Annotated in this window: 18 protein-coding genes; 3 read left to right on the top strand and 15 right to left on the bottom strand. The window is 44.0% G+C overall.

The window, feature by feature from the left end:
• Nucleotides 1-13: 13 nt before the first annotated feature.
• From NL643_RS02565 to NL643_RS02505, 13 genes are all read right to left on the bottom strand, one after another.
• On the bottom strand, nucleotides 14-955 hold the full coding sequence (locus NL643_RS02565) for a type II secretion system F family protein (RefSeq protein ID WP_047008928.1): 942 nt from the start codon (nucleotides 953-955) through the stop codon (nucleotides 14-16).
• 2 nt (nucleotides 956-957) lie between these two features.
• Nucleotides 958-1,926 carry a type II secretion system F family protein gene (locus NL643_RS02560; protein ID WP_006742394.1) on the bottom strand — a complete coding sequence of 323 codons (969 nt, stop codon included), beginning with the start codon at nucleotides 1,924-1,926 and terminating at the stop codon, nucleotides 958-960.
• A gap of 9 nt (nucleotides 1,927-1,935) precedes the next feature.
• Nucleotides 1,936-3,381: a CpaF family protein gene (locus NL643_RS02555; protein WP_006742393.1), complete on the bottom strand. Its 1,446-nt coding sequence runs from the start codon at nucleotides 3,379-3,381 to the stop codon at nucleotides 1,936-1,938.
• Between the two features lie 12 nt (nucleotides 3,382-3,393).
• Nucleotides 3,394-4,602, bottom strand: coding sequence for an AAA family ATPase (locus tag NL643_RS02550; RefSeq protein ID WP_048625931.1), 1,209 nt, complete (start codon nucleotides 4,600-4,602; stop codon nucleotides 3,394-3,396).
• 12 nt (nucleotides 4,603-4,614) lie between these two features.
• Nucleotides 4,615-5,133, bottom strand: coding sequence for a TadE/TadG family type IV pilus assembly protein (locus tag NL643_RS02545; RefSeq protein ID WP_041852895.1), 519 nt, complete (start codon nucleotides 5,131-5,133; stop codon nucleotides 4,615-4,617).
• On the bottom strand, nucleotides 5,130-5,594 hold the full coding sequence (locus tag NL643_RS02540) for a TadE/TadG family type IV pilus assembly protein (protein ID WP_048625932.1): 465 nt from the start codon (nucleotides 5,592-5,594) through the stop codon (nucleotides 5,130-5,132). Before NL643_RS02540 ends, NL643_RS02545 begins: the two co-directional genes overlap by 4 nt.
• Nucleotide 5,595: 1 nt before the next feature.
• A complete protein-coding gene (locus tag NL643_RS02535; RefSeq protein ID WP_109169524.1) occupies nucleotides 5,596-6,864 on the bottom strand; it encodes a pilus assembly protein TadG-related protein in 1,269 nt (422 codons plus the stop codon).
• 25 nt (nucleotides 6,865-6,889) lie between these two features.
• Nucleotides 6,890-7,114 (bottom strand): hypothetical protein, encoded by a 225-nt coding sequence (locus tag NL643_RS02530; protein ID WP_012841463.1) that lies wholly within the window; start codon nucleotides 7,112-7,114, stop codon nucleotides 6,890-6,892.
• Nucleotides 7,115-7,127: 13 nt separating this feature from the next.
• Nucleotides 7,128-8,591, bottom strand: coding sequence for a type II and III secretion system protein family protein (locus tag NL643_RS02525; RefSeq protein ID WP_006742390.1), 1,464 nt, complete (start codon nucleotides 8,589-8,591; stop codon nucleotides 7,128-7,130).
• A gap of 7 nt (nucleotides 8,592-8,598) precedes the next feature.
• Complete coding sequence (cpaB, locus tag NL643_RS02520; RefSeq protein ID WP_006742389.1) at nucleotides 8,599-9,354, bottom strand: Flp pilus assembly protein CpaB; 756 nt, start codon at nucleotides 9,352-9,354, stop codon at nucleotides 8,599-8,601.
• Nucleotides 9,355-9,367: 13 nt separating this feature from the next.
• Nucleotides 9,368-10,681 carry a hypothetical protein gene (locus NL643_RS02515; protein ID WP_006742388.1) on the bottom strand — a complete coding sequence of 438 codons (1,314 nt, stop codon included), beginning with the start codon at nucleotides 10,679-10,681 and terminating at the stop codon, nucleotides 9,368-9,370.
• Between the two features lie 61 nt (nucleotides 10,682-10,742).
• Nucleotides 10,743-11,231 (bottom strand): prepilin peptidase, encoded by a 489-nt coding sequence (locus NL643_RS02510; RefSeq protein WP_041852894.1) that lies wholly within the window; start codon nucleotides 11,229-11,231, stop codon nucleotides 10,743-10,745.
• Nucleotides 11,231-11,404: a Flp family type IVb pilin gene (locus NL643_RS02505; protein ID WP_031781043.1), complete on the bottom strand. Its 174-nt coding sequence runs from the start codon at nucleotides 11,402-11,404 to the stop codon at nucleotides 11,231-11,233. The genes NL643_RS02510 and NL643_RS02505 overlap by 1 nt, the downstream gene beginning before the upstream one ends.
• Before the next feature lie 330 nt (nucleotides 11,405-11,734).
• On the opposite strand from NL643_RS02505, the gene NL643_RS02500 reads away from it, so the two are divergent.
• Nucleotides 11,735-12,460 carry an AraC family transcriptional regulator gene (locus NL643_RS02500; RefSeq protein WP_006742387.1) on the top strand — a complete coding sequence of 242 codons (726 nt, stop codon included), beginning with the start codon at nucleotides 11,735-11,737 and terminating at the stop codon, nucleotides 12,458-12,460.
• 148 nt (nucleotides 12,461-12,608) lie between these two features.
• Nucleotides 12,609-14,300, top strand: a complete 1,692-nt coding sequence (locus NL643_RS02495; protein ID WP_048625935.1) for an AMP-binding protein — start codon at nucleotides 12,609-12,611, stop codon at nucleotides 14,298-14,300.
• A 68-nt stretch (nucleotides 14,301-14,368) separates the two neighbouring features.
• Here the strand turns inward: NL643_RS02495 and NL643_RS02490 are convergent, their stop codons facing one another.
• Nucleotides 14,369-14,578 carry a DUF1127 domain-containing protein gene (locus NL643_RS02490; protein ID WP_047008935.1) on the bottom strand — a complete coding sequence of 70 codons (210 nt, stop codon included), beginning with the start codon at nucleotides 14,576-14,578 and terminating at the stop codon, nucleotides 14,369-14,371.
• 98 nt (nucleotides 14,579-14,676) lie between these two features.
• On the opposite strand from NL643_RS02490, the gene NL643_RS02485 reads away from it, so the two are divergent.
• On the top strand, nucleotides 14,677-15,627 hold the full coding sequence (locus NL643_RS02485) for a LysR substrate-binding domain-containing protein (RefSeq protein WP_047008936.1): 951 nt from the start codon (nucleotides 14,677-14,679) through the stop codon (nucleotides 15,625-15,627).
• 118 nt (nucleotides 15,628-15,745) lie between these two features.
• Here the strand turns inward: NL643_RS02485 and fusA are convergent, their stop codons facing one another.
• Nucleotides 15,746-17,836, bottom strand: a complete 2,091-nt coding sequence (gene fusA / locus NL643_RS02480) for an elongation factor G (protein ID WP_012841459.1) — start codon at nucleotides 17,834-17,836, stop codon at nucleotides 15,746-15,748.
• Between the last annotated feature and the right edge of the window lie 96 nt (nucleotides 17,837-17,932).

The following is a 17,932-nucleotide window of genomic DNA, read 5'->3' as shown; positions in this document are numbered from 1 at the left end:
CCTATTTTGCTTTTTAATTAGAAAATGCCTCAGCCAATGAAATTAACGCAGGTCCAATAGCCACGATGAAAAAACATGGCCAAATAAACAGCACCATTGGAAACATCATTTTGACTGGGATTTTTGCAGCAATTTCTTCTGCTGCTTGTTGACGCTTATCCCTATAGTCTTCGGTATACTCACGCAAGGAGTTGACTAAGCTCCCACCTATTCGAGAGGCGTGGCTAAGCATGCTCACCAGCCCCATCAATTCTTCTAACCCTGTCCTTAATACTAGCTCCCTTAAGGCTTCAGGCATTGGTTTACCCGCTTTAATTTTGTTGCACACCGTGTCGATTTCATCGGCAAGCTCTGGGTGAGAGATAACCAGCTCATCTGCAACGCGACGCAAAGCCGCATTAAAGCCAAGCCCTGATTCGGTACAAACCACCAGCAAATCGAGCATGTCGGGCACACCTGCACGAATCGCTTGCTGACGCTTGTTGACCATTCGGCGCAAAATAAAATCAGGAATCAGAAGCCCAATAAATACGGATAACGCCATGTAGGTGTACAGATATTTAGATTCCGGAATCGAGAAATACACCAGTGCTGCCACCATCACACCTAGTATTGTTGTGACCGATTTAATGGCATAAAACATCGACAATGCATTGCTTTCATGAAACCCAGCATGCATCAGTTTATTGCGTGTCGTTTGGCGCTCTTTTTCACTGGTTGGCGAAGTTAAAGGCGCTAACGACTCCAATGTGTCAGCCATTTTTTTGTTGTGGTGAGAGACTTCCTTTTTATCACCAGACAGTTCGGCTAACTTTCTTTTAATTGGCGAGTTGACCCCGATAATTATCGAGCCCAGCGTCATCACCACTAACACGGTGGTGATGAGGATCAACCCCATGAGTAACGTCTCTTGGCCGACAGCAAAACCGTTTAACCATCCTTGAATGCTTTCCATAGCTACACCTCAATATTGACGATTTTACGAATCCACAGCGTCCCGATAAATAAGGCCACCATCCCACCAATCACCATTTTGATCCCCATTGGGTGCGTATGAAGCAGCTCAATATACTCAGGCCGAACGAGTGAAATGATGACGTACAACCCAAAAGGCGCTAATACTAATACCCATGCCGACATTCGAGATTCCGCAGAAATGGTTTTGATTTTTCGAGCGAGTTTGAAACGAGCACGTAGGATATGAGAGAGCTTTTCAATGTTTTCGACTAAGTTACCACCCGTTTCTTTTTGCAGTAACACCGCACTCGAGAAAGCAAGCATGGATACCGTAGGGGTTCTTTCCGACATTTGCATAATCGCCAAGCGGAGGTCATAACCATAGTTGAGTAAGTTAAAGGTATTCATGAACTCAGGGCCAAGCGGCGCACTGACCTCTCTGCCTACTTCCCCAAACGCTTGTGTAATTGGCTGACCGGCCTGTAGTACTCGCTTAATGATATCGAGCGCCTCTGGTAGTTGCTCTTCGAACTTCATTAAACGATCTGCAATTCTTTTCTGTAGGTAGAAGTAAACCGACACCCAACAAGCGACAGCAACACCGGCACAGAGGTACCAAACTTGCCCGAATAAGAACAGAAATAGCCCAACCGCAACCCCACCGAGGAAGGTGAGAAAAATAAACCGACTGAACCCCATGTGTATCCCAGCCAATTCCAACTTCTTCTTAAAGTTATCGAATAGGCTGAACCTCACAAGCCATCGCTCTAATGGAGAAAGGTTTTTGAGCGAGTTTTCCCTTAGTAGGGAAATACTCTCTTGATCGATGTGTTTATGACTTTCGTGTATCCGCTTAATTAACTGCTTATGCTTAACCTTTTTACCCGCAGAAGGCAGAATTAACGCCTGGCTAATAAAGAATACGGACAAAAAAAGCAGCACAAGAAAAAGGGGGAATTGACTATCCATAGCAATCTCCTAACGGGCTTTTTCATTGAATATTTCAAATGGTACGTCTAAGCCTCGTTTTACTAATTGGTCATGACAGCTTGGTACAATCCCTGTTGCCATGTAATCACCTAATACATTGCCTTCTTGATCGACCCCTCTTCTTTGGAAGGTGAAGATCTCCGACATGGTGATAACGTCGCCTTCCATGCCATTGATTTCTTGTACGCTGACCATGCGGCGTTTACCATCTTCTTGGCGATCCATTTGCACGACAATATTGATGGCGGAGGCAATCTGCGCTCTCAAGTTTTTGGTCGACACATTCCAACCCGCCATCGAGAACATATTCTCAATACGGCTCAACGCATCCCTTGGTGTGTTCGCGTGAATGGTGGCCAGCGACCCATCATGACCCGTGTTCATTGCCGATAACATATCCACCGCTTCTGAGCCACGAACCTCACCAACAACTATCCGGTCAGGACGCATACGTAGCGAGTTTTTCACTAAATCGCGCTGAGATATTTCGCCTTTACCCTCGATGTTAGAAGGACGTGTTTCTAAGCGAATAATATGTGGTTGTTGGAGTTGTAACTCTGCCGAATCCTCAATGGTCACAATACGTTGATCACTTGGAATGAAGCCCGACAAAATATTCAGCGTGGTTGTTTTACCAGAGCCTGTACCACCAGATATCAGGATATTCATTTCCCCCACAACCGCAGCATTGAGAAACTTCGCCATCTCTGGAGATAACGAACCAAGCTCTAATAGGTTATCCATATTCAAACGTTCAACCGCAAAACGTCGAATAGAAACGGAAGGGCCATCAATGGCAAGAGGAGGAATAATCGCATTGAAACGCGAACCGTCTTTGAGTCGAGCATCCACCATTGGTGATGCTTCATCGATTCTTCGTCCAACCTGGCTAACAATGCGATCAATGATGTTGCGCAGATGGCGCTCATCTAAGAAGGTATGTGGCGTTTTCTCGAGCTTACCAAAACGTTCGACAAAGATATTTTTCGGACCATTGACCAAGATATCTGAAATCGTTGGGTCTTCAAGCAGCGGTTCCAGCGGCCCTAGACCAAACACTTCATCTTCAATTTGATGTATCACGCGATTGCGAGCTTCAGAGCTCAACGGGTGTGTTTGATCTTCAGCAATGAGCTGAACGACCGCTTCGCGTAACTCCTCTTTCGCGCGATCTTCTTGCAAGTGCGATAGAAGCCCGAGATCCAAGGTATCCAGTAGCTTTTTGTGATAGTAGTGTTTGATCGAGAGATCTTGTTCTAGCTGTTTTTTCTGCTCCTCGATCGCTTTCATCTTGGCTTCAACAGGCGATAAAGCCCTTTGCTCATCTGACGTATCTTCGTCAGATTTTGCCAACTCGACATTCACAACTTTGGATTCTTTTGTTTCATCTACGGAATTGAAAGAACTCCCGACGCCTTTCCGTTTGAAAAACATAACTCCCCCTTACTAAGAAAATAGTTTTTTGATCCAACTTTGATTCTCTTTGGTCGGACTTTCTAATAAGTGCGATATTTCAGCCAAAGAAGCTTTCAGCGCACTATTTTTCTTAGATTGAACAATTGGGTTACCCAAATTAGCGCTCTCGATAGCAATAGCAAAATTATTAGGTACTAAATGTATCGCATGTCCACTAACTGCATTTTCAATGTCTTTCAAAGATATTGTTGATTTCTTTTCAAAACGATTAACAATCAGTTCAACCTGATGACTACTTAAACCATAGTCTAATTCTAAAGAACGTATGTAGCTGACAGCATGCTTAACCGAAGTAACATTCTGCTGCATAATTAAAAAGATATGCGTAGCCGGAGAAACAATTTGTTGATAAACATGCTCAACACCATGAGACAAATCCACAATAATATGTGAGTAAAACTGCCTCAGAATAGGTAATAACTTACTGACTTGAACTGCGTGTTTATGATTATCCTTGGTATCATTTTGGTTAAAGCACAAATAATTCAAACCTGAAGGATGTTGATATACGAGACCTTCTAGTGATAACTCATCCAAATCATTAACAGAATCAATCACATCATTAATATTGTATTTTGGCTTACAGTTTAAATAATCGGCCGCATCACTAAACTGCATATCTAAGTCAATGAGCAATACTTTACTCTTCGCGTAACTTGACAGTTCTATCGCGGTGTTGATCGCCAGTGTTGTTGCACCCGAACCACCTTTTGTATTGATAAATAAAGTTAAGTCGCCCATTTGTTTATTGGCAATCTTTTCATCCGCGGTCGATTTTAATAGCGGATAAAGCTCACCAAGATCAACAGAACGCGACAAATAGTCTGTTGCGCCAAGCCTCAATGCCATTTTGAGAGATGCAGTATCGTTTTCATCACCAAAGACAATCAAAGCGGTGTGATTATGCTGTAAGCTACTGTCACTAGAGTACACATGAGCCACTTTCTGCGCCCAACTTTCACCGGTTTCAATATAAATAAGATCGGGAATTTGCTTATTTTTAACAAAGTCTAAATTAAAAGACTCTAGCTCTATCCAATCAATATTTAGATTGACACATCCGGATAATTCATCAGCAATATGAATTTTAAAGTTTGACGTAGAATAAACTATCCAAACAATCAAGTTAGTTTTTAAACTTTTATATGTTTCTTCATTTATTTTAACTGGTTTCAACATAAAGCTACTCCATTAGCAATCCGTAATGACATTGGTCCCTTCGGGTCTAAGTATTCCTAAACTCTCTGCAGGCAATATAGTTTCAAAAGCTGGAGTACTCCCTACTGCATTAATTAAAGCAGCTAAAACAAAAAACTGAAAAGTATAATTCACCGCTCTTGCTCGAACATATTTAATTTGAGAAAACTGCGCATTTAATACGTCATTAGACGCTGGAGGGGTAGAAAGAAAGCCTGATACATCAACACTTGCACCAGCTTCATCAAGATAATCTATCTGTAAATTACTCGCAGAAAAGCCTGATGGATAGAGATCTGATACAGCTGGTAAGTTAGGAATGTCATCCCTATCAGCGATATAGCACACGGTAGCAAGCCTCGCAGCTCTTCGTGTTACCTCATTGACCATTTGCACCGAAAAGAAATAGATCGCAAACTCGATGATCAAAAACAGGACTAATATAACGGCCAAAGCGATTACCGAGAACTCAAGCTGCGTCACTCCTTTTTGTTTCGTTATCAATCGTTTCATGGGCCTGTCCTCATAGACGTGGTCGCCCCAATGCTAAATTGCAAAGAAGTGGTCGAAAAAGGTAAGGTCGAGAATATCGGCACGTAATTGTAAGTCGCCGATAGAGTGACCACCTTATTGGTACTCGTTGGTTGGGTAATGACAATATCGTCCACACTGATATGGTCTATCACAGGTGTAGTAGAGGCAATTGGGCTTCCATACACAACGACATTCTTGATACTGGTTTCGTCAGCAATTGACTCAAAGTTCAACGTGCCGTACGTATCAACGACCGCATACCTTGCCCCATTCTGCAGCGCTTTATTGACCTCGGTATACTGAATAAAAGCCCGGCTCACATCGATCACTAAAACGGTGAGCATCAATAGCACTGGCAAGGCGAGAATAAACTCTATGATTGCCAGCCCTTGTTGACTGCAAATATTTGGCCTTTGATGCTTTCTATTTGAATACAACATATCAAGAGGCCCCGCTAAACGGATCTTTGTACAGCTGGATACGGTAGAAGCCTTTATCTGTCGGATCCGTGCCAGTCGAACCGTTATTAATTAAACAATCATAAAGAAATTGCCCAAACACTGATGATTGACCTGAGTTACTGACTTTTTGTAGTAAAAAGAAGCAACCAAAGCCCAAAACATCAAAATCAGACTTACCTGTAGAAGCCGTACAATCTACGATAGGGATACGCAAAATCCGGCGTCCGTTCAGACCACCATCACCTGTATAACTACTGCCATCACAAGCACCACCGCTTTCACAAGAGCTTAGCTCCTGACGATAGTTGGCGTAATACAGGTCGCCTGCGTACTCCGCATCGGTCTCAGCCAAAACATCGGGCTCTCTCACGTATTTGTCTGGTAAAACCGTTCCGTCATTTTTAATCGGTCCCGAAAAGTCGTTGAGCCTCACATTCAGTCCCTGTGCAACTGGACCTGCACTATTACCTGGTTTAGTCGTAACGGTATCGCCAATTGAGGCGCAACCGTTGTAAGCACCAGACAATGCATCACGAACTAAGGCTGCACCACTATTACCCGTTCCTTGCCCAAAATCGAGTAACTGAAAGTTCCCGGGCCCCATATCGGTGTTATTCTGATCCCCGACTTTCAGCTCATGCACTAGAGAAGGATCCATATCTACATTAGGGTCGTAACCCGGCGGACGATACCCCCATGCATCACTCACATCACCAGCAGGATCACCACACATGGCGATTGGCGTTAAATTACACGTATATGCAATAGCCGCACTCCGCCCTGCAACCGCACTCGCAGAGACCTCTTTATCAATCCCAAACAAACCACTCAGATACTGCGTTAGGCTAATATCGGTGACCGCTACGCGGACATAAATATCGTACTCCCCCAATGGCGGTGTAAAACTTGCTGCACTTACAAACGTCTGCATATCATGCGAGAATGTCACCGCTGTATTACTGTCACTAAACGTCAGCTCAGAATTTCCAGGCTCGGTTGATATTCCACTAAGCGTTGTTCTCACTGCGGTTTCAGCCTGATTCACATCCTCTGTCTTATCAGCAACGACAGCACCTGCAAGGGCCGCAGTATCGACCGCATTCTGTAAACGTGTTTTATTAAGAACTTGGTGGTTTAAATCAATACCAAACGCCGCAACGCCCAGTAGAATCAACAAAACCAAGCTTATCAACACTAAGGTAATCCCTTTCTGGGTTCGCCTTGGTGCTATATGCATATTCCTTCGCATAGCCCCTCCTAAGTGAACACATCACTTACTCATCTTTGGCTACCCCGTTGTTGTTATATACCTCTAAGCTAACTTGTGTACGCTCACCACTACCTTCCGGTAAATAACCCAAATTCTCATACCACGCTTCTGGATTAAGAGTTTGTTCAGCGCGCAACTGGCTAACCGAGATACCAAGCTCGGGGTCATTCGCACAGCCAAACAAGCCGAATGATGTGAAACAAATGGTCATTATCATTATGCTTTTCATCTTGCTCTCCCACTTATAGACTGTGCCCAAACTTGCCCTCAGAGCCACCTTCTGACGAACCGTATTGAATAAAGTTGTTGTTAGTATCTTCTTCGCTGATGTCGTTTAGCTGGTATCTATCGAAATCCAACTCAGCACCTTTACCAAGCAAATAGAACTCCACATCGTTCGGAGCCACAAAGCCATCCGTTGGCAGTGTGATTCGACGTCGATCGATTGGGGTTGCTAATCGAGGGGTGACCAGAATGACAAGTTCTGTTTCCCCTGAGGTAAACTCTTCACTCTTGAACAAGCGCCCCAAAACAGGTAAATCACTCGCTCCAGGTATGCCATCCGCGACATTACGTGCGTTTTCACTCAATAAGCCTGCAATACCAATGGTTTGGCCATCAGCCAGCTCAATCGTGGTGCCAGCACTTCGTTTGGTGATTGGCGGAATAAAGAACGTGGCATTCACTTCGTTTGGATTAAACGTCAGCACACCTGAGTTGGAGATTTCACTCACATTGACGTTCAATTTGAGGTTGATTCTCTTATCACTCAAAATAAACGGAACGAAGTCGAGTTGAACACCGTACTCTTTATAATCGATGGTAATACCATCTTCATTTGGTACTGGAATTGGGAATTCACCACCAGCGACAAACTCGGCTTGCGTACCACTTAATGCGGTAAGGCTAGGCTCTGCTAACACTTTCGCCACGCCATTTTGTTTCGCCACATCAAGCGCGAAGGTAAACAAGGTATTACTGTCGATAAACGACCCAAGAAAACCGAAATCTTCGACTGTTGGAACGTTCAAAATCGGTCCAATGCCATCAATACCGCCACCAGCAGTCGTACCACCCCAGGTAAAGTCTCCACTTCTTTGGAAAAAGTGGAAGTTTGAGTCAAAGCGTCTTACTAGTGTGCGCTGCACTTCGGCAACGGTCACTTCTAGCGTCACCTGTTGAGCCCCGCCAATAGAAAGTAGATTGATCACCATGCTGTCATCATCTTTAGAGCTGTCATCTTCTTCATCTGCCGCTTCACCCAAAGCGAAGGTTTCAGCAATTTTGACCGCAGTGTCCATGTTTTGCTGACTGCTGACCAAGCCTCTAAGTACCACTTTTTCTTGCGCACTGTGCACTTCGATATTTTCATCCGGCAAGAACTGATAAAGCTTCGACTTAAGCGTGTTTAGATCATGCGTGACTTCCACGTTAAACTGCTCAATTAACCGGCCTCGGCGATCCCACACCGACACATTCGTGGTACCTAACTTCTTACCAATAAGAAACAGCTCGTTCGATCTGAGCACTAAAATATCCAAGACTTCTGGATCCCCTAACGTCACTTTCTTCGCTTGGCCGGATATCATCAATTGGGTTGATTGGTGATGCGCAACGGTCACGACTTTTCCTGACTGCACCGTGGCTGCGTTAACAGACAAGCTGACAAAAAGTAACTGGCTAACGAGTAATATTATTGTTTTCATAATTCACCTAATTGCTGACTCGGACACTGGATGCCTGAGATCCCTTAATAATGGTCACACTAGGTCGTGGCGTGTATTTTCTTGCTACAACAGGTTTATCCACTTCATGAGGGTTGCGTAGAGCAAGTTGAATGTCGCCTTTGCTGTTCGCCGATAGGAGCTTTTCAGCCTCTTTCGGTGTTACTTCTAAAGTCACCGCACGCACAATAACGGGTTTGTTATCATTGGTTTTGGCTGTTTGGTCGACCGCAAGGACGTTGATGTTTTTAAGCACCGTTTTTGTTGTGGCGTTTTTACCTTGTCCATAACTCACGGTATTCAATACATCGACCTTATTGCCCGGTAACAAGAACCCAGCCACACCGATAACGTCATTGACACGAATGGTGATTGCTCGTTTGTTTTCAGGGATTAAAGCAGCAAGTGTCGCGCCCTCACCGGGCAATGCAAGACGATTCGAGTTAACCAGCTCGCCCGCATAAATGGTATTGGCAACAATTCTTCCCAATGCCTGTTCTTGTACTTTTAGCGTTTCATCGTCTATCCAATCCACTTCCATGAGCTTAGTAGACAAATGTTTCTCAGATAGAATCGTCCCTGGCTCTAGTTCCATGGCGGCAACTAAAACTGGGTGTCTTTCGACCTCTTCTAACTCGACAGTTGGTTGGTTTCTGCCATCCATCCATTGTTTAGCGATCAGCACGGCAGCAAGGCCGAAAACAATGGAGAGCAACAGCAACATGATGACTTGAGTCCGACTCATAATTTAGATCTCCCTATTCATCCACTGTGAAGTACAGTCCCCAGGCACGGGTTAAAATGTCTGATGAGACGACCTTCTCTTTCCCTTCGAACACCAAAATATCGCGGCTAATACCGAGTAAGTCTTTTGGTAGACAAGGGTAGTTGGCGACATCATTGTCGCGATGTAACTGACTTAACGTATCGAAAAACTCAGGCACAAGCGTCATTTGGTAATCTTTAGCAAGCGAAACCCAAAGCGCTTGATAATCTGTCAAACCAAGCGGTGTAAACTCGATCTTGTAACCCAAACGACGTAAAAAAGCGGGGTCTGCAATTTTGCTTGGTGCAAAGTTGGAGGAGAATGCTAGAGTGAGCATAAACGGCACCGTGACTTGTTGACCATTTGGCAAAGCTAGGTGGTCAAATAAGTACTCCATAGGAACGATCCATCTGTTTAGCAGGGCATCAACAGGCATTGACTGACGACCAAGGTCATCAATCACCAAGATTCCGTTGTTAGCCATCATTTGCAGTGGCGCAATCCATACACGATTATGCTCGCTGTGGTTTACCTCAAGCATATCCAATGTCAGCTCACCGCCCACTTGAATGTTTGGTCTTTCACAAAGAACCCAGCGTTTGTCGTAATGCGTTTCCAACTTAACGAAAACCTGAGAATGGGAGTTGTCTAAACGACGGTGATGATGCTCTGAGAACACTTTGATGATGTTGCCATCGGCATATACGGCATAAGGAATGAATACCGAAGTGTTCATTGCATTGAGCACTCTTGATGCGACGTAACTTTTACCGGTACCCGCATGACCATACAGCAACAAAGCACGACCCGAGTTAATGGCCGGCCCTAAAACGGGTATCAAATGATCCGAACCAAACACGTCAGACAGCGCTCGCTCAACATCATTGCGATTAATAGGATGCTTGCGAAGATCTTGTCCCTCAACAACCGTCCAATATTCTTCCAAAGAGACGGGAACAGGACCGATATACGGATCTTTTCTATACGCAATGTCTGCTTCTGCAAGCCCAAGCTCAGTTAAACTGTAGCGTACGTTGGAATACGATGTACTCAACTTATCTGATGCTGGCTGATAAACTTCTACCCAACTTCGCTTTCTTAACTGCGCCAAAGCAAGCTCGACAATATTCGAAACAATACAAAGCCGTTGCGTTAATTCGATTAAGTCACATTTGGGATAGGCAGACAGATGTTTCAACACTAGGTTTTCAACAACTGAAGACGGCACGCCAAGACCCTCGACAGACGAAGGCACCTTTGGTGGATTTATTTGTGGCACGAGTTTTTCCCAATACACAGAGCCCATCACACTTCCCCTCTTGAAGTTGCCTAGTCAACTGATGCTGCATGCCATTTTTTATTATTATTTAATGGGTGTAGGAGAAATAAGCTAATCCAATTACGATTATCGGCGCGAAAGGAATGACTAACGGCTTATTAGACCTAAAGCCTGGTGTTACTTTTTCTAAGCAATACCCTTTTATCTGGTGTGATAGAGCAACACTAGTCGATGACACGTGTAACATTAGATAAAAAATGCCCACGATGCCTCCAGCAAGTATTATTCCAGTAGACGCTTCCCCAAGGTTACTCAGACCCAGCCATGCCCCTATGACGGCGAGCAACTTAACGTCTCCTCCAGCCATTACTTTGAACAGATACAGCGCGAAACACACTGCAAACGCAACCAACCCACCATATAAATGATCCAAGCCACTTGTTGCTGGGTTGTAAATTACGTTTGCAGTAACAGCAACCAAAAGCATAAGCACCGCTTTGTTTGGTATTCTGTGTTTCTGAGCGTCTGATACTCCAATAGCAATAAGCAATGACCAAATAACTAACTCGCTAACCATTACGAGCTGCTGATACGACCAGCTACTGAAGTAAACTTGTTAGACAAAGTCGTCCAGAAGCCTGAAGTCAAGAACGCTGTAACAATTAACGCCGCACCTAGAATGTACTCTAAAAGTGTTAGCCCCTCTTCATCTTCCATGAAGTCCTTGATTAGATTGCGAAAGTTATCCATATGATTATCCCCTTTAACGTATCTCGCGATTAATGATACAGGTCTCATGTGCACCTGAATCATGCTTAAACATTAGTCACCGAGAATTAGGGGGGTTAGGACTTTTTTGCCAAAGGTTGGTACTTTCTTGCCTACCTGCGCTTCAGAATCAAAATGTATCAATAACGAGACACATCACCACCAACTATGTGACACCTTTCACACTTGCAGTATGACTATATAAGCCTAAGCTTAATAAACGAAAGGGTGAGGTCTGAAGCTCAAGGAATGAGGCTCGACTGACCTCAATACATACTAACGTTGGTGTAGTACGTACTGAGCGGGATTCATATGGATAGACTGACCAAAGCTTATTGGATTGGAGAGACTCTTTGCTCGCTGCCGGAATCACTTCGCTGTGAGTTTGATAAGAGCTTTGAGATTATGGACTGTAGCAAAGATATCTCTGTGCTTAGCGATAAAGAACACAGCTATTTCTTCTACTACATGACTTGCGATCATCGAGAGCACCTGAAAGGCGTCATCACGCTCTGTGAAAATCTCGACAAAAAACTGATCGTTATACATCCAACCGATATCGAGCCTCACTTACCGCCAAAGCATATTTGTGCGGAATATTATACGTTGAATGAAATCACCCTCCCGATTTGGCTATCACAGATAAAATTGAAATACTTTTTGCACAGCAAGGTCGACGAAGAACAAATTTCGGTCGATAAACTCTTTTCTCGAAGCGGAAAGTCGAATTTTTCTGACGTGGTTCATTACATCGCCAATAACGTCCATAAAGACCTAAGAGAAGAGGAAGCTGCTGCGCTTTGTCACTACTCACCGAACTACTTTTCCAAAGTATTCCATCGCAAAGTTGGTATGTGCTTTCGTGATTATGTCACTGCGAAACGCATTTCATTAGCAAAGAAAATGCTCGTTGAAAATGAATCCATGAAAATTGCCTATATTGCTTATCAATGTGGATACCGAGATGTCTCTTACTTTTCTCGAATTTTTAAGAAAAAAACAGGCCTGTCCCCAGCGAATTATCGGCAACAGTTTTAGGCGCTATTAGTACCGACTTTAGGGGTAACTAACGCTATCCTCCCCACATATTTCATCAAAATGCATTCCCGTGTCGTTATTTAACATGCTAAAGTTAACAATGCGTTAACAATTATAAATACAACGAGAAGACATGGAGTCACTAAAAATGAATCAGCCGAATCTAAACAGCGCTGCTGGTTGCGCTCTCCCACCACCAAATGAAATGATTCTCAAATGGGCTCAAGAGCGTCCAAATGAGGTCTATCTAAAACAAATTATTAACCGACAATTTGTTGAATACACGTTCGCTGATGTTGCCGATCAAGCCTTAAAACTCGTCAGTGCACTACGCAACCTCGGAGTACAGCCTGGTGACAAAGTAGCATTAGTATCTAAAAACTGTGCAGAGTGGTTTATTTGCGATCTTGCGATGATGCTTGGCGATTATGTCAGTGTGCCAATCTTTCCTACCGCCGGCGCGGACACCATCGAATACTGTGTGACTCATAGTGAAAGTAAAGCGCTCATTGGCGGAAAACTCGATGATCCTAAAGCAACCCAGCAAGTCATTGATGCAATGCCGGAGCTTATTAGTATCTCGCTCCCCTACGATACTGCGCCAAAATGTCAGTATGAATACCAAGCACTCATTGCCGATGCAATGCCAAGTGAAGAGCGTCCACAGCACTACGACGATAAGCTAATGTCTTTGGTGTATACCTCTGGGACGTCAGGATTACCGAAAGGTGCGATGCTGACCTACGGAGCGTTTAACTGGTCCGTACAACAACTGATAAACCATATCGGTATTCAAGAAAATGATCGTCTATTTTCTTACTTACCTTTGGCTCATATTACAGAGCGCGTCTACATTTTTGGTTCATCCATCATGGGTGGTGTACCAACAGCATTTCCAGAATCATTGGATACCTTTATCGAAGATGTAAAAATGCACCGCCCGACTCTGTTTATCTCAGTCCCGCGATTATGGACGCTATTCCAACAACGTATTCAAGACAAACTTCCACAGAAGAAGCTCAACATTCTATTGAAAATCCCATTCGTCAATTCTCTGATCAAGAAAAAGCTCGCAGAAGGATTGGGGTTGGATCAGGCTCGAGTATTAGGCTGTGGCTCTGCCCCGGTATCACCAGCACTGCTGGAATGGTACCACTCTGTAGGACTCAATATTACTGAAGCTTGGGGCATGACAGAATCATTTGCCTATAGCACGCTCAACTACCCATTTAGAGCTGACAAAATTGGTAGTGTCGGTAATGCTGGACCAGGTATTGAGTTAAAAATCGCTGACGATGATGAAATCATGGTGCGTGGCAAAGGGCTATTTTCTGGCTACTACAAAAATGACATTGCCACCCAAGAGTCTTTTGATTCAGAGGGCTGGCTACACACAGGCGATATCGGCTCTATCGACTCAGATGGTTACCTAACCATTCAAGGCCGTAAAAAAGATAACTTTAAAACCGCCAAAGGTAAGTTTGTCTCTCCAGTTCCTATCGAGAAAAAACTTTTCGAATACAGTCGCGTAGAGATGATGTGTCTAATCGGTTTAGGGCTACCAGCTCCGATTCTTTTGGTTGTGCCACATGATTTCCCTAACTTTGATCGGGAACGGTACGCACGAACCACCCGCAAAGTCATTGCAAAAATGAACCAAGAACTCGCCTCTCATGAGCAAATCAAAGGCGTATTAATGATTAAAGAGCCTTGGAGCATTGAAAATGGCGTATTGACGCCAACACTCAAAATTAAACGTCATGTGCTTGAGCAAAAGTATCATGAAATTGGTCACAACTGGCCGAAAGGTGAATTGGTTGTGTGGGAAGAAGACTTATAGCCTTGTCTGCACTCCTCAATATCATTGGGGAGTGCAGTTTAATTCTGAGCTTGAATCAAACTCATAAACTACTCTCTCCAAAAAGGCTTCCTCACTTCACTATTAATCTCCTTTTCATCTAATCCTATATCGTCCCAAAGATGTTCTGGTAACTCTCTCAAGTGACGACGTGTCTTGTAGTTTCTTCTCCAACTAGCAAGTTTAGAATAAATTAACTGTAATCCGGTCTGATGGTCAGCTGATAAAGTGCGCTCACAAGTGTGTGTCATGTTTTCCATGTAACCAGCTCCTATAACAATGTTGACCACTTAATAATCAGCGACTAGGCTGATATCCTCAAACGATAGAATCTGCCATTGAGTTAAGGAAAACTAATGTGAAAGATCGAATGCCTCCCTTACAGGGCTTGTATTACTTCTTCATTGCAGCAAAGGAAGGAAGCTTTAAAACAGCGGCAAAAGAATTGTTTGTTACGCCAGCTGCCATTAGTCAGCAAATTCGTCATCTTGAAGAGTTTTTAGGAACGGACTTATTTGTTCGCCAGCACAGAAAAATCGTGCTCACACCTGAGGGAGAGCTGCTGTTTACTCAGGCAGAAAGAGGGTTTGCTCATTTGCAGCAAGGGGTGAGATCAGTTAATCAAGATCCTAATCCTAACCACCTTTCGATATCAACACTCCCCTCTTTCGCTCACCATTGGTTAGTCCCGAAAATTACGGCTTTTCGTCAGCGTCACCCTGATATCGCCTTACTATTAGAACCAACCAATGATTTGGTGTCTTTTCAAGATAGTCAGATCGATTTGTGTGTCCGTTACGGTTTAGGAAAATACCCTAATTTAGAATCACAATGGCTAATGGATGAAGCTTTTTATCCTGCCTGTCACCCGGTATATCAGAAAGAGCACGGCATCTATCGCATTGAAGATTTAAGCAAAGCAGAGCTCATCGAAGACGTTTGGCCAGATCTGGACTGGAACATGTGGTTAGCGAGACTTGGTCATTCAGCGGCAAAGCCTGCTTTAAAATACAGTGGCTCACACTTAGTGTTAGAAGCGGCGTTATCACTACAAGGCGTAGCGCTCGTCAAACACAGTTTAGCTCATCAATATTTCCGTTCAGGCAAACTGGTCCGAATTGGTGATATAGCCATTAAACCCAAATTTGCGTATTACCTGTGCGCTCCAAAAGGCTACTTAAAGCGACCTAAAGCCCAATTGTTTGCACAATGGTTGAGAGAAGAAATAGAAACATTTGAAAAATCAGTGATACCAGATTTTAAAACCATCGACCTCAATGTTAATAATACTGGCTCAGCTTCAGAATAGTCGGTAAACAATACCAAAGGCGTATATCAGCGAAACAAAAACGCGCTGTGTGTAAGCGGTTAGATACAAAAAGCCCCGCACTAGGCGGGGCTTTCAAGTTATAGAGTTAACTTAAGAATTACTTCTTAGCGTTACGCTCTTTAACGTCAGCAATTACTTGCTCAGCAACGTTTGCTGGACATGGTGCGTAGTGTGAGAACTCCATAGAGAACTGACCACGACCAGAAGTCATTGTACGTAGAGTACCGATGTAACCAAACATTTCTGATAGAGGTACATCACCCTTGATACGTACGCCAGTAGACGCAGCTTGTTGGTCTTTGATCATACCACGACGACGGTTAAGGTCACCGATTACGTCACCAACGTGATCTTCTGGAGTGAACACGTCAACTTTCATGATTGGTTCAAGAAGTTGCGCGCCAGCTTTAGGCATAGACTGACGGAATGCGCCTTTAGCAGCGATTTCGTAAGCGATTGCTGAAGAGTCAACTGCGTGGAAACCACCGTCGAATAGTTCAACTTCAACGTCTAGAGTTGGGAAGCCAGCTAGAACACCGTGCTCCATCATTGACGCAAAGCCTTTCTCAACTGCAGGCCAGAATTCTTTAGGTACGTTACCACCAACAACTGTTGACTTGAACGTGAAGCCAGAGTTTGGCTCACCTGGTTTGATGCGGTAATCGATCTTACCGAACTGACCAGAACCACCAGACTGTTTCTTGTGCGTGTAGCTGTCTTCGATTGCTTGAGTGATAGTTTCACGGTAAGCAACCTGTGGAGCACCAACTTCTAGCTCAACGCCGTAAGTACGCTTAAGGATATCTACCTTGATGTCTAGGTGAAGTTCACCCATACCTTTCAGGATAGTTTCGCCTGAATCTTCATCAGTCTCAACTTGGAATGATGGATCTTCTGCAACCATTTTACCGATCGCGATACCCATCTTCTCAGAACCGCCTTTATCTTTAGGCTTAACTGCGATAGAGATTACTGGATCTGGGAAGATCATTGGCTCAAGAGTACATTCGTGCTTAGGATCACATAGAGTGTGACCAGTTTGAACGTTCTTCATACCAACTACAGCGATGATGTCACCAGCTTGTGCTGAATCGATCTCGTTACGCTCGTCTGCGTGCATCTCAACCATACGGCCGATACGCTCTGTTTTACCAGTTGCAGAGTTAAGTACTGTGTCACCTTTCTTCATCTTACCAGAGTAGATGCGGATAAAGGTTAGAGCACCAAAACGGTCGTCCATGATCTTAAATGCAAGCGCACGTAGTGGCTCGTCTGCAGATACAGTCGCAACTTCACCAGTTGGCTCACCAGTCTCTGAATCAGTTAGAGGCTGTGGATCAACTTCTGTTGGAGATGGTAGGTAATCAATTACCGCGTCAAGAATAAGTTGGATACCTTTGTTCTTGTACGCTGAACCACAGTAAGTTGGGAAGAATGCTAGATCACGAGTACCTTTACGGATACAACGTTTGATGTCTTCTAGAGATGGCTCTTCGCCTTCTTCTAGGTAAGCCATCATTAGATCTTCGTCTTGCTCTAGAGCAGTTTCGATTAGCATTTCACGGTATTCAGCAGCTTTTTCTACCATGTCTGCTGGAATATCTTGAACTTCGTAGTTCTCTGGCTGGCCAGACTCATCCCATACGTAAGCTTGTTGGCTTAGTACGTCTACAACACCTACGAAATCTTCTTCGATACCGATAGGTAGAGTCATAACTAGAGGTGTAGCACCTAGTACGTTTTGTACTTGATCTACAACTTTGTAGAAATCTGCGCCCATACGGTCTAGTTTGTTAACGAAGATCAGACGTGATACGTGTGATTCGTCAGCGTAACGCCAGTTAGTTTCTGACTGAGGCTCAACACCACCAGAACCACAGAATACACCGATACCACCGTCAAGTACTTTTAGAGAACGGTAAACTTCGATAGTGAAGTCAACGTGTCCAGGAGTATCGATGATGTTTAGACGGTGATCGTTCCAGAAACAAGTTGTTGCTGCAGACTGGATTGTGATACCACGTTCAGCTTCCTGCTCCATGAAGTCAGTTGTAGTTGAACCGTCGTGTGTATCACCGATCTTATGGATCTTACCAGTTAGCTTTAGGATACGCTCTGTAGAGGTAGTTTTACCCGCGTCTACGTGAGCAAAAATACCAATGTTTCTGTATTTTGATAAATCAGTCATTGTCTTACTCTGTTAATAAGGTATAAAGTGCGCGCAGAGTATATCACATTCTGTCAATACTGATACCCTTGCGTGCGGATGGAAGAAAAAAAATTT

This window comes from Vibrio sp. Y42_MX_L11 (assembly GCF_024181785.1).
Classification (GTDB): Bacteria; Pseudomonadota; Gammaproteobacteria; order Enterobacterales; family Vibrionaceae; genus Vibrio; species Vibrio diabolicus.
This window is presented reverse-complemented; position numbering and strand designations above follow the sequence as displayed.

Excerpts from the sequence above, each read along its gene's own strand:
- NL643_RS02565 (WP_047008928.1), bottom strand. The coding sequence starts at position 955 with ATGGAAAGCATTCAAGGATGGTTAAACGGTTTTGCTGTCGGCCAAGAG.
- NL643_RS02560 (WP_006742394.1), bottom strand. The coding sequence starts at position 1,926 with ATGGATAGTCAATTCCCCCTTTTTCTTGTGCTGCTTTTTTTGTCCGTA.
- NL643_RS02555 (WP_006742393.1), bottom strand. The coding sequence starts at position 3,381 with ATGTTTTTCAAACGGAAAGGCGTCGGGAGTTCTTTCAATTCCGTAGAT.
- NL643_RS02550 (WP_048625931.1), bottom strand. The coding sequence starts at position 4,602 with ATGTTGAAACCAGTTAAAATAAATGAAGAAACATATAAAAGTTTAAAA.
- NL643_RS02545 (WP_041852895.1), bottom strand. The coding sequence starts at position 5,133 with ATGAAACGATTGATAACGAAACAAAAAGGAGTGACGCAGCTTGAGTTC.
- NL643_RS02540 (WP_048625932.1), bottom strand. The coding sequence starts at position 5,594 with ATGTTGTATTCAAATAGAAAGCATCAAAGGCCAAATATTTGCAGTCAA.
- NL643_RS02535 (WP_109169524.1), bottom strand. The coding sequence starts at position 6,864 with ATGCGAAGGAATATGCATATAGCACCAAGGCGAACCCAGAAAGGGATT.
- NL643_RS02530 (WP_012841463.1), bottom strand. The coding sequence starts at position 7,114 with ATGAAAAGCATAATGATAATGACCATTTGTTTCACATCATTCGGCTTG.
- NL643_RS02525 (WP_006742390.1), bottom strand. The coding sequence starts at position 8,591 with ATGAAAACAATAATATTACTCGTTAGCCAGTTACTTTTTGTCAGCTTG.
- cpaB (WP_006742389.1), bottom strand. The coding sequence starts at position 9,354 with ATGAGTCGGACTCAAGTCATCATGTTGCTGTTGCTCTCCATTGTTTTC.
- NL643_RS02515 (WP_006742388.1), bottom strand. The coding sequence starts at position 10,681 with ATGGGCTCTGTGTATTGGGAAAAACTCGTGCCACAAATAAATCCACCA.
- NL643_RS02510 (WP_041852894.1), bottom strand. The coding sequence starts at position 11,231 with ATGGTTAGCGAGTTAGTTATTTGGTCATTGCTTATTGCTATTGGAGTA.
- NL643_RS02505 (WP_031781043.1), bottom strand. The coding sequence starts at position 11,404 with ATGGATAACTTTCGCAATCTAATCAAGGACTTCATGGAAGATGAAGAG.
- NL643_RS02500 (WP_006742387.1), top strand. The coding sequence starts at position 11,735 with ATGGATAGACTGACCAAAGCTTATTGGATTGGAGAGACTCTTTGCTCG.
- NL643_RS02495 (WP_048625935.1), top strand. The coding sequence starts at position 12,609 with ATGAATCAGCCGAATCTAAACAGCGCTGCTGGTTGCGCTCTCCCACCA.
- NL643_RS02490 (WP_047008935.1), bottom strand. The coding sequence starts at position 14,578 with ATGGAAAACATGACACACACTTGTGAGCGCACTTTATCAGCTGACCAT.
- fusA (WP_012841459.1), bottom strand. The coding sequence starts at position 17,836 with ATGACTGATTTATCAAAATACAGAAACATTGGTATTTTTGCTCACGTA.